Genomic DNA, 10535 nt, shown 5'->3' on the forward strand with positions numbered 1-10535 from the left:
GGGGGGGGGGGCGGGGGGGGGGGGGGGGCGCGGGGGGGGCCCGCCGCCGCCGCCGGCCTGTTAGTCAATGCGCGTCATATCCCGTTCGGGGTGACCGTACGCGAACTGGTTGGTCGGCGCGCCTTAAGCTTTATCGGGTGCCACATTATGAACGACGAGAGCGTGGTCTTTGGCTTGTCGCAGCCCACCCCCGCGCAGCGCAAAGCGGCCTACTGGCTGTGCGGCGCTGGCGTCGCGCTGATCTGGCCCCTCGGTACGCTAACCGGCGCGGCCGTCGGCAAACTGCTGCCGGCGCCGGAAACCATCGGGCTTGATGCGGTCTTCCCGGCGATCCTGCTGGCGCTGGTGATCCCGGCCTTTAAAAACCGCACTACGCTGATCCGCGCCGCCAGCGGCGCCGCGCTGGCGCTTGCCGCCGTACCGTTTGTGCCCACCGGGCTGCCGGTGCTGCTTTCGCTGTTCGGTTTACTGTCGAGGAAAAAATAATGGGCAATATGACGCTGTTTATCGCCGGTATCGCCATCCTGTCGCTGGGAACCTATCTGATGCGTCTCGGCGGCGCGAAGCTCGGCAATCGGCTGGCATTTTCCGAGCGCTCGCAGGCGCTGCTTTCCGATGCGGCGACGGTGCTGCTTTTTTCCGTCGCCCTGGCCACCACTTTCTATGAGGGCGCACATTTCGCCGGTATGGCGCGCGTTCTGGGCGTTGCTTTCGCTGTGTTCCTCGCCTGGCGCAAGGTCCCGCTGATCGGCGTGATTATCGCCGCCGCCGTGGTGACCGCGCTGCTGCGCCTGGCGGGTATGCCCTAGGACGAGTAAGCGTAATCTGTAAAACCGCTGTGCTGTCCGGCGATCGTGCCTTCAAGCCACTGAATAACCGGTTCGATTTGCAGCGGGTGCCGCTGGTCTATCGTCAGTACAGGTCCTAGCGACATGGGCTGCGCCCGCCCGGCCAGCTGGGCCAGCTCCGGCAAATACTCTTCTCCGGGGTGGCCCGGCGGCCGCGTCGCCAGCCGCGAGGCATAGCGCGCGACGGCCAGCTCCGGAGAGATATGGTTCCAGACCTCAATCACCTGCTCCACGCCCGCCTGCTGTAGCAGTCTCTGCAAGGTCTCCCGCGGCTGAAAGCCGAACCAGGCGTCGATCAACCAGACCATGCTGGCAGGCGATGCGCCGACAATCGACCAGATCACCTCATACGCCGCGCAGCCCAGCTGGCGATTCATTGGCCGGTCGACCGGGGCCAGACGCGCCATAAACGGCTCTTTGATGCCGTCGATGGTCAATACCGGCAGGCTGAAGGTCTCCGCCAGCAAACGGGTGATGGTACTCTTCCCCGAGGCCGGAATGCCGTTGATTAAAATAGCCGTTTTGCAGACTGGGGTCAGATGTCTGTTCATAGTAATGCGACAACCTCCTCCCGGCTGCGGGCCATCCGCAGTTTGGCCATGGTGTCATTATTATCCAGCAGCGCGACGATGGAACGGATGCCCTCCTCGATATGCGCATTGCTGTCCCGGGCGCCAAACATAATAACAATGTCCGCTTTTTCACTGTCCGCAAAGGGAATAGGCTTTTCCAGCACCACCAGGCTAAAGCAGTTGCGTCTGACGCCGCATTCGGGGCGGGCATGGGGGATGGCAATCCCTTCATCAAAAACGTAATAAGCGCCATGATTTAAAGTATTGTCGATCACCGCCTGGCTATATTCCGTCGAAATAAAGCCTTTTGCCTCCAGCGGGCGGGCAGCCAGCTTTATTACCCGCTGCCAGTCGGACTCCACAACGCCAACCTGAATGGCATCGGCCTCAATAAGCAGTTCTTTTATGGTCATTCTCTGTTCCTAGATATTGCGGCGAATAATATTGCGTAAATTATCAATCTGCAGAAACAGCGCATCGATATCCTGCCGGTGGCTCTTACTTTTGGCATATACCGATAATGCCCGGTTGTAAGTCAACATCAATGTTTTTTGCACGTCGCTATTATCGGGCTGGCGCTGTAATTCGCCTTCCAGTCTGGCGATCTCTTCCGCCAGCTGACGGGACTGTTGATCATAATCCTGCAGCGGGTTTTGCTCTTTTTTCCACAGCGTTTTCAATGATTCAAACATAGCAAGCTCCCTCCCTGGCGGAAGACAGGGCAACAAAAGATATGTGTCGGTAAAAACGCTATTTAAATAGCGCCATTTTTTCCATTAATACGGCAGTCACTGCCTGGTTGGCGGGAATTAAAAATTTCCGTACGCTGTCATTTACTTTTCCTTTCTCAAACGTTGATTTACAGCGATCGACCCACTGCACGTTCATTTCCGTTCCGACGTTCACTTTATTAATCCCTTCGGTGACGGCCAGCCGCATATCCTCATCGCTGACACCTGTGCCGCCATGCAGCACCAGCGGCACGCCCGTCGCTTCGCTTATCGCCTTCAGCCGCGCATGCTGTATCTGCGCTTTACCGGTGTACAGGCCATGCACAGTGCCCACGGAGACGGCCAGCATATCGACCTGTGTCTCCTTCACAAAACGCGTCGCGTCTTCGACGGTAGTAAAACAGATATCTTCGGCAGCCACCGCTTTTCCATCCTCTGACCCGCCGATCGCCCCCAGCTCACCTTCTACCGTAATATTCCGCGGCCGGGCCATTTCCACCACAATCCGCGTGTTACCGATATTTTCCTCGAGGCTTAAGTGAGACCCGTCGTACATCACCGAAGAAAAGCCCGCATTCATTGCCGTCTCGATGGCTTTAATATCGGAGCAGTGATCGAGATGCAGGCAGGTCGGGATATTTTCACTGTCTGCTAATGAACGCACGGCATCGACCAGTAACCGATACCCCAGATACTCTGCGGTACCGGTTGATATTTGGATCATTAATGGGCTGCGGCTGTTTTGCGCGGCTTTGAAAAAAGCCGGTAACATCTCAATACAGTGCAAGTTAAACGAGCCAATCGCTTTAAAATCTCTTTCCTGAGCGATTTTTAAAATCTCATTAAAATTATACAGACTCATGAACACTTTCCCCTTTCGGCTTAGCGGATTTACCGTTTACAAACCATGCCAGTGCGGCGACAAACACAATAAACAAGGCGACAAAGAGCCAGTTATTCTGGAAGGCGTGGCCTAATACCAGACCGGAGCTGATGACGTCTGAATCGCTGAAGGTGACGCCCGTAAAGCCGTAGCTCTCCAGCATGGGTACCAGAATGGCCGGCAGAAATGTGATAAACAGGCCGTGAATCACCCCGCCGATCATCGCCCCGCGACGTCCGCCCAGCGCATTGCCAAATACCCCTGCCGTACCGCCGGCGAAAAAGTTGGTTAACAGCCCGGGGAGAATCATCGCCAGGCCGAACATCGGGAAAACCAGCATGCCGATAATCGAGCCGACAGTCGTTGCCAGAAATCCAACAATCACCGCATTCGGCGCATAGGGAAATAGCACCGGGCAATCGAGAGCGGGCTTTGCATCCGGGACAATACGCATCGCGATACCGCGAAAAGCCGGCACCAGCTCATTGAGTAATAAACGCACGCCGCTATAGAGGACAAAGACCCCGGCGACAAACTGGATGGACTGCATGAAGGCATACATCAGGTAATTAATGCCGCCGGAGAACTGCGCGATGTACTGAGGCCCCGCCGCGATAGCCGGGATGAGATACATCGGCACCATCACCACCGCCATGGCCAGATAGGTATCCTGCAGAAACTTAAAGTTATCAGGCAGTTCGAGATCTTCCGTGGAGCGAGAGCCTTTTCCGACAACTTTAGCGACCGCAGCCTGCACCAGATAGCCGATAGTACAGAAGTGCCCCAGGGCCACATCGTCAGACCCGGTAATGCGCCTGACCACCGGCTGCGTCAGGGCCGGCATTAACACCGCCATCACGCCGCCGAAGATGCCCCCGGTTAAAATCAGCGGTACGCCGGTGAGCCCGGACTTATAGCCAATCACGGCGCCGATCGTCGCCATCCACAGCAGCGCCTGGCCGGTCAGAAAAATATATTTCAGCGGCGTCAGCCGGGCGATAATAATATTGACGGCAAAGATCACCAGCAGCGTCAGCGCCACCTCCGAACCTAATTCCCGATTCGCTAACCCGGCGATGGCGGCCACATCGGTAATATAGCCTTTCATGCCAAATCCCTGGGTGAAGATATCATTCAGGAAGGTCAGCGTGGCGACAATGATGTTTATCCCGGCCATCATAATTAAGAAACCGAGCAGCGTTTTAAATGTCCCTTCCGCGGTTTTGCCTGGCGATTTCTTTTGCAGGATCAGGCCAAGCATGGCAATAAAAGCAATAAGAATGGATGCCTGGCCGAGTAAATCCTTAACGATAAACGCCACGAAGCTATTCATAATCAGCCACCTTAAGATGACGTTCTTTTAAGAATGCGACGATCTTAGTTTCAATCTCCTCTTTATCAGTAAGTTTATTCAACACCACGACACGTTTAATTTCTTCTTCGCTGGCATCGGCAGTTAAGATGTCGGCAAAGGTTTTTTGCGTCAGAATCATATCTGATTTAAAGGCCCCAGCTTCGGAAACGGTGGTGTGTTCAATATGAGCGGGAATTTCCAGCTTCTTTAAAACTGCCTTCGCCGTCATTTCAATGGCAAAGCTTGAACCGAGGCCGCAGCCACATACGCATAAAATTTTCAGCATGGAGGGTCTCCTCAAATAATATTGAGTTGCTTGGCAAGTTTATAATGATGTCCTTCAGTATCGACCAGACGTTTTTTCATACTGACTAAATCAATCGGAATAGGTTTGTTACTGGAATTAATTATTATGGCTTTATTTTTCATACCTGACTGAATACAGCGAACCACTTCACTGGCCATAATAGTGCCCTGATAAATCTCTTCGCAGGTTGGATCACCGCTGCGTAAACCATAGCCGACGATCGTTTTACGGATACGGACACCTATTTGTGGTTCCAGCTGTTTAATCATGGTATCAATCGCCCCCTGAAAGCCGGGAGAGTACTCTTTGGTATAGCCTTCTGAGCAGAGGATAACGACGCTATTCTGCGTACTCAGCTTCCGGGTAATCCGTTCCGCGAGCACGGCCAACGGCATCTGTGCCTCCGGGATCAGGGCAATATCCGCATTACATTTAATGGCGGACTGCAACGTTAGTTCTCCACAATAGCCTCCTAATATCTCAACCATAAAAACCCGACCGGGCAGCGCTCTTCCGGTATTTCTTAAACGAGAGACTTCTTTAATAATTTGCTCACAGGCCGTGGAAAAACCAATCGTATAATCACTGCCATACACATCATTATCGATAGTCATTCCCACACCAAAGCAATTAATCTCAAATTCACTAAGGGTATTCAGAAACTGCAGGCTGCCATCCCCCCCGGCCATAATGAGCACATCAATACGCAGAGATTTAAGTTTTTTTGCAATGCTTTCATATTCACTGCGCTGCAGTTTGCGACTGGTTCGCCCCGAGGTAATGATCGGCACCGCGGTAATTGAATAATCAACCAGATCGCGCCACGCCATATCCTGATGACTTTTCTCCAGTAGCCCTGGAATACCGCCATTAAACAGCGTGATATCGGCATTAGCCTGCCTGGCTATCTGGAATATAAAATTATTCATTCCAGAAACATCCCCGCCGCTAATAACGATACCAATTTTCATGACGCATCCTCGCTCATTTGCCTGACAACATTTTTCCCTGAGTACAAGCCTTCTATTTGCAATGAAGATCACATAATGCGTATTAAATTACCGCAGTGAATAGTTGACAGGTACGGCGAAACACCTATTTTTGTGATACATATCCCATTTAAAGAGAGTGATCTCCATCGCTTTCTGTTTTTAATATCTTTAAATTTCATGGCGTTAAAAAATCGAGATATTCAGGCGTGCTGACCTTTCCTTTGCCATAAAAAGGAGGATTTAAGAAAAGAACGGAAACGTGATTAGTGCCACATTTTTTTCGTAGCAGAGGAAAATATTGGCAAATTTCGCAGAGACGGGAAGCGGAAAACGAAAACAAAAAAAGCGCCCTGAGGCGCTCTTTCGACAGTTGCTATACGCTTATTTGTTCAGTTCGGCAGTCATATGCACGCGGTTGCCGGTAAACGCTTCGGTGATTTTGTAAGACGAAGCGCCGGCAGCCTGCGCCTGTGCGGCGATTTTCGCTTCCGCGCCGTCCATTGTGGAGGCGGTTGCGGTCACGGTTTCAGCAGCGAAGGAAGCGAAAGAGGCGGCCATAGCGATTACTGCGACAAAAGTTTTGATGCTTTTCATGATATAAACCCTTTCATTTAGTTGTTTAGATAAGGCGCTGTGCCTTGATGTGTTAAATAGTAGCCCGCACATCGCTAAACAAAAAGCGGAAGGATTTGCTGTCATTGTTCAAATTTATTGACCAATATTTAACCCGCAATTAAACGCTGCGGATGGGTGTAAACTGTCGCCCTGCCCGGCTTGCAAAAGCCCACCAGCGTCAGATTGCAGCGCTCGGCAACTTCCACTGCTAAGGTGGTGGCCGCCGAGACCGCGAACAGGATCTCGACGCCGCACATCGCCGCCTTCTGCACCATTTCATAACTGGCGCGGCTGGAGACCAGCGCGGCGCCATGCTGCCACCCCTCGCCGACTTCCGCCCGCCGGCCCAACAATTTATCCAGGGCGACATGCCGGCCAACGTCTTCAAACCCCCCCGCCAGTTCGCCCGTCAACCGGACCCACGCGGCCGCGTGAGTACAGCCGGTGAGCCGGCCAACCGGTTGAAAGTCGTTAAGATGCGCCAGGGCCTGATCGAGATTGGCTAAATCGAACGACTGAGTGAACGGCAGCGGCTGGACCGGCTTACCAATATCATTGAGCTGCTCGACGCCGCATACGCCGCAGCCGGTGCGCCCGGCCAGCGCGCGACGCCGGGCTTTGAGGCCCATAAAACGCCGGCTGGAGAGCTCAATCTGCACCTCAAGGCCGTTGCACACCGCTACCACGTCCATGCCGAAAATCTCCCGCCGGTGCTCGATAATCCCTTCGGATAAGGAGAAGCCGACGGCGAATTGCTCCAGATCTTTCGGGGAGGCCATCATCACCACGTGGGAGATACCGTTGTAGACCAGCGCGACGGGCACCTCTTCCGCTAACTCATCTGGCTGAGGGTGTTGCAGATCCTCGCGTTTCCAGAGGGAGACCTGGCGATATCCTGTGACATTCGTCACATTTTTGATTTGTTCGAGAGGCTTCTTGTTCACTTTGCTTTAACCGTATTGGAACAGGCATACACACAATGTGGTATTCTGTTTTTATCCCTTCAGGAATGAGGGAAATTTGCCCTAATTCTGAACCTTTGCGGCCTTCACCGCAAAGCAAATAACTACATGTGACAATGTCGAAACAAGGAGCGAACCATGCAGGTCAGCAGAAGGCAGTTCTTTAAGATCTGCGCTGGCGGTATGGCGGGAACCACGGCAGCAGCGCTGGGCTTTGCCCCGGCAACTGCGCTCGCGGAGACACGGCAGTACAAATTGCTGCGCACGCGCGAAACCCGTAACACCTGCACATACTGTTCTGTCGGCTGTGGGCTGTTGATGTATAGCCTCGGCGACGGCGCGAAAAACGCCAAAGCATCCATTTTCCATATCGAAGGCGATCCGGATCATCCGGTCAACCGTGGTGCGCTCTGTCCGAAAGGGGCTGGTCTGGTGGACTTTATCCATTCTGAAAGCCGCCTGAAATTCCCGGAATATCGCGCGCCAGGCTCCGATAAATGGCAGCAAATCAGTTGGGACGAAGCGTTCGATCGCATCGCCAAGCTGATGAAAGAGGACCGCGACGCCAACTTTATCGCGCAAAACGACGCCGGCACCACCGTCAACCGCTGGTTGACGACCGGGATGCTGTGCGCCTCCGCCTCCAGTAACGAAACCGGCTATTTAACGCAAAAATTCACCCGCGCCCTCGGGATGCTGGCGGTGGATAACCAGGCGCGTGTCTGACACGGACCAACGGTAGCAAGTCTTGCTCCAACATTTGGTCGCGGTGCGATGACCAACCACTGGGTTGATATTAAAAACGCCAACCTGGTCGTAGTGATGGGCGGTAACGCCGCAGAAGCGCATCCGGTGGGGTTCCGCTGGGCGATGGAAGCCAAAATTCATAACGGCGCCAAGCTCATCGTTATCGATCCGCGCTTTACGCGTACGGCGTCGGTGGCTGATTTCTATACCCCGATTCGTTCCGGTACCGACATTACCTTCCTGTCGGGCGTGATCCTGTATCTGCTGAATAACGAAAAATTCAACCGCGAATACACCGAAGCCTACACCAACGCCAGCCTGATCGTGCGTGAGGACTATAGCTTCGACGACGGGCTGTTCAGCGGCTATAACGCAGAAAAACGTCAGTACGACAAAACCAGCTGGAACTATGAGCTGGACGAAAACGGCTTCGCCAAACGCGATACTACGCTGCAACATCCGCGCTGCGTCTGGAACCTGCTGAAGCAGCATGTTTCCCGTTATACCCCGGATGTGGTCGAAAACATCTGCGGTACGCCGAAGGCCGACTTCCTCAAAGTCTGTGAATACATTGCTGAAACCAGCGCGCCGGATAAGACCGCATCGTTCCTGTACGCTCTCGGCTGGACCCAGCACTCCATCGGTGCGCAGAATATCCGCACCATGGCGATGATCCAGCTGCTGCTCGGCAACATGGGGATGGCGGGCGGCGGCGTCAACGCCCTGCGCGGCCACTCCAATATCCAGGGCCTGACCGACCTCGGCCTGCTCTCCACCAGCCTGCCAGGCTACATGTCGCTGCCGAACGAAAAACAGGCCGACCTGCAGACCTACCTGACGGCTAACACGCCGAAGCCGCTGCTGAAAGACCAGGTCAACTACTGGGGCAACTATCCGAAGTTCTTCGTCTCCATGATGAAAGCCTTCTTCGGCGACAAAGCCACCGCGGAAAACAGCTGGGGCTATGACTGGCTGCCGAAGTGGGATAAGAGCTACGACGTTCTGCAGTACTTCGAGATGATGAATCAGGGCAAAGTGAATGGCTATATTTGCCAGGGCTTTAACCCGGTCGCCTCGTTCCCGAACAAAAACAAGGTCGTCGCTTCCCTGTCGAAGCTGAAGTTCCTCGTGACTATCGACCCGCTCAATACCGAAACGTCCACCTTCTGGCAAAACCATGGTGAGTCGAACGATGTCGATCCGGCGAAAATCCAGACCGAAGTGTTCCGTCTGCCCTCCACCTGCTTCGCCGAAGAGAATGGGTCTATCGTCAACTCCGGCCGCTGGCTGCAGTGGCACTGGAAAGGCGCGGACGCCCCGGGGATCGCCGTCACCGATGGTGAAATTCTCGCCGGTATCTTCACTCGCCTGCGTAAGATGTATGCCGAAGAGGGTGGCCCGGCGCCGGAGCCGGTGCTCAACATGACGTGGAACTACTCCACGCCACACGAGCCGGCATCGGAAGAAGTGGCGATGGAAAGCAACGGTAAAGCGCTGGCGGATATCACCGACCCGGCAACCGGCGCGGTGATCGTCAAGAAAGGCCAACAGCTGAGCTCCTTTGCGCAGCTGCGAGATGATGGCACCACCTCCAGCGGCTGCTGGATCTTCGCCGGGAGCTGGACGCCGGAAGGTAACCAGATGGCGCGCCGCGATAACGCCGATCCATCCGGTCTCGGCAATACCCTGGGCTGGGCCTGGGCCTGGCCGCTCAACCGCCGCATCCTGTATAACCGCGCCTCCGCGGACCCGCAGGGTAAACCGTGGGATCCGAAGCGTCAGTTGCTGAAATGGGACGGCGCCAAATGGGGCGGCGTGGATATTCCGGACTACAGCGCCGCCGCGCCTGGCAGCGACGTCGGTCCGTTTATCATGCAGCCGGAAGGGATGGGCCGTCTGTTCGCTATCGACAAGATGGCGGAAGGACCGTTCCCGGAACACTACGAGCCGTTTGAAACGCCGCTCGGAACCAACCCGCTGCACCCGAACGTGGTCTCTAACCCGGCCGCTCGCGTCTTCAAAGGCGATCTCGAGCAGATGGGTAAGGCCGAGAAGTTCCCGTACGTCGGCACCACTTACCGTCTGACCGAGCACTTCCACTACTGGACCAAGCATGCGCTACTTAACGCCATCGCCCAGCCGGAACAGTTCGTGGAGATCGGGGAAAAACTGGCGAATAAGCTCGGCATCGGCCACGGCGATACCGTGAAAGTTTCCTCCAACCGCGGCTATATCAAAGCCAAGGCGGTGGTGACCAAACGTATTCGCACGCTGAAAGTTGACGGTAAGGATATCGATACCATCGGCATTCCTATTCACTGGGGCTATGAGGGCGTGGCGAAAAAAGGCTTTATTGCCAATACCCTGACGCCGTTCGTCGGTGATGCGAATACGCAGACGCCGGAGTTCAAAGCTTTCCTTGTGAACGTGGAAAAGGTGTAACGGAGACGACTTATGGCTTACCAATCGCAAGATATTATTCGTCGTTCCGCGACTAACGGTTTCACCCCCCCCCCCCCCCCCC

At 54.6% G+C, this 10535-nt stretch carries 12 protein-coding genes and 1 pseudogene; 4 read left to right on the top strand and 9 right to left on the bottom strand.

Features of this window, described 5'->3' with window-relative positions; all coding sequences use genetic code 11:
- Window positions 1-486: AzlC family ABC transporter permease (locus HMPREF9538_RS29825; RefSeq protein WP_009484973.1), on the top strand; the 486-nt coding region annotated here is incomplete at its 5' end.
- Entirely contained in the window at window positions 486-809 is a 324-nt protein-coding gene (locus tag HMPREF9538_RS15190; protein ID WP_002882863.1) for an AzlD domain-containing protein, read from the top strand. The genes HMPREF9538_RS29825 and HMPREF9538_RS15190, both read left to right, overlap by 1 nt.
- Here the strand turns inward: HMPREF9538_RS15190 and HMPREF9538_RS15185 are convergent.
- From HMPREF9538_RS15185 to fdhD, 9 genes are all read right to left on the bottom strand, one after another.
- Window positions 806-1399: an AAA family ATPase gene (locus HMPREF9538_RS15185; RefSeq protein WP_009484974.1), complete on the bottom strand. Its 594-nt coding sequence runs from the start codon at window positions 1397-1399 to the stop codon at window positions 806-808. The two genes, HMPREF9538_RS15190 and HMPREF9538_RS15185, sit on opposite strands and share 4 nt — an antisense overlap.
- The gene (locus HMPREF9538_RS15180; RefSeq protein WP_009484975.1) at window positions 1396-1833 is read right to left on the bottom strand and encodes a PTS sugar transporter subunit IIA; all 438 of its coding nucleotides are present in this window, start codon (window positions 1831-1833) and stop codon (window positions 1396-1398) included. Before HMPREF9538_RS15180 ends, HMPREF9538_RS15185 begins: the two co-directional genes overlap by 4 nt.
- A gap of 9 nt (window positions 1834-1842) precedes the next feature.
- Window positions 1843-2112 (bottom strand): hypothetical protein, encoded by a 270-nt coding sequence (locus tag HMPREF9538_RS15175; protein ID WP_002882858.1) that lies wholly within the window; start codon window positions 2110-2112, stop codon window positions 1843-1845.
- Between the two features lie 58 nt (window positions 2113-2170).
- A complete protein-coding gene (locus tag HMPREF9538_RS15170; protein ID WP_002882856.1) occupies window positions 2171-3013 on the bottom strand; it encodes a class II fructose-bisphosphate aldolase in 843 nt (280 codons plus the stop codon).
- Window positions 3000-4367, bottom strand: coding sequence for a PTS sugar transporter subunit IIC (locus tag HMPREF9538_RS15165; RefSeq protein ID WP_009484976.1), 1368 nt, complete (start codon window positions 4365-4367; stop codon window positions 3000-3002). The genes HMPREF9538_RS15170 and HMPREF9538_RS15165 overlap by 14 nt, the downstream gene beginning before the upstream one ends.
- The gene (locus tag HMPREF9538_RS15160; protein WP_004151864.1) at window positions 4360-4674 is read right to left on the bottom strand and encodes a PTS sugar transporter subunit IIB; all 315 of its coding nucleotides are present in this window, start codon (window positions 4672-4674) and stop codon (window positions 4360-4362) included. Before HMPREF9538_RS15160 ends, HMPREF9538_RS15165 begins: the two co-directional genes overlap by 8 nt.
- Before the next feature lie 11 nt (window positions 4675-4685).
- Window positions 4686-5666 (bottom strand): 6-phosphofructokinase, encoded by a 981-nt coding sequence (locus HMPREF9538_RS15155; protein WP_002882831.1) that lies wholly within the window; start codon window positions 5664-5666, stop codon window positions 4686-4688.
- 402 nt (window positions 5667-6068) lie between these two features.
- A complete protein-coding gene (locus HMPREF9538_RS15150; RefSeq protein ID WP_002882830.1) occupies window positions 6069-6281 on the bottom strand; it encodes a YdgH/BhsA/McbA-like domain containing protein in 213 nt (70 codons plus the stop codon).
- A 128-nt stretch (window positions 6282-6409) separates the two neighbouring features.
- Window positions 6410-7246 (bottom strand): formate dehydrogenase accessory sulfurtransferase FdhD, encoded by an 837-nt coding sequence (gene fdhD, locus HMPREF9538_RS15145; protein WP_002882828.1) that lies wholly within the window; start codon window positions 7244-7246, stop codon window positions 6410-6412.
- Window positions 7247-7402: 156 nt separating this feature from the next.
- On the opposite strand from fdhD, the gene fdnG reads away from it, so the two are divergent.
- Both fdnG and HMPREF9538_RS32835 read left to right on the top strand, forming a co-directional pair.
- The gene (gene fdnG, locus HMPREF9538_RS15135; RefSeq protein WP_085921749.1) at window positions 7403-10453 is read left to right on the top strand and encodes a formate dehydrogenase-N subunit alpha; all 3051 of its coding nucleotides are present in this window, start codon (window positions 7403-7405) and stop codon (window positions 10451-10453) included.
- 12 nt (window positions 10454-10465) lie between these two features.
- A pseudogene (locus HMPREF9538_RS32835) lies at window positions 10466-10535 on the top strand (hypothetical protein); the annotation flags it as partial.

The organism is Klebsiella sp. MS 92-3 (genome assembly GCF_000195655.1).
GTDB classification, from domain to species: Bacteria; Pseudomonadota; Gammaproteobacteria; order Enterobacterales; family Enterobacteriaceae; genus Klebsiella; species Klebsiella pneumoniae.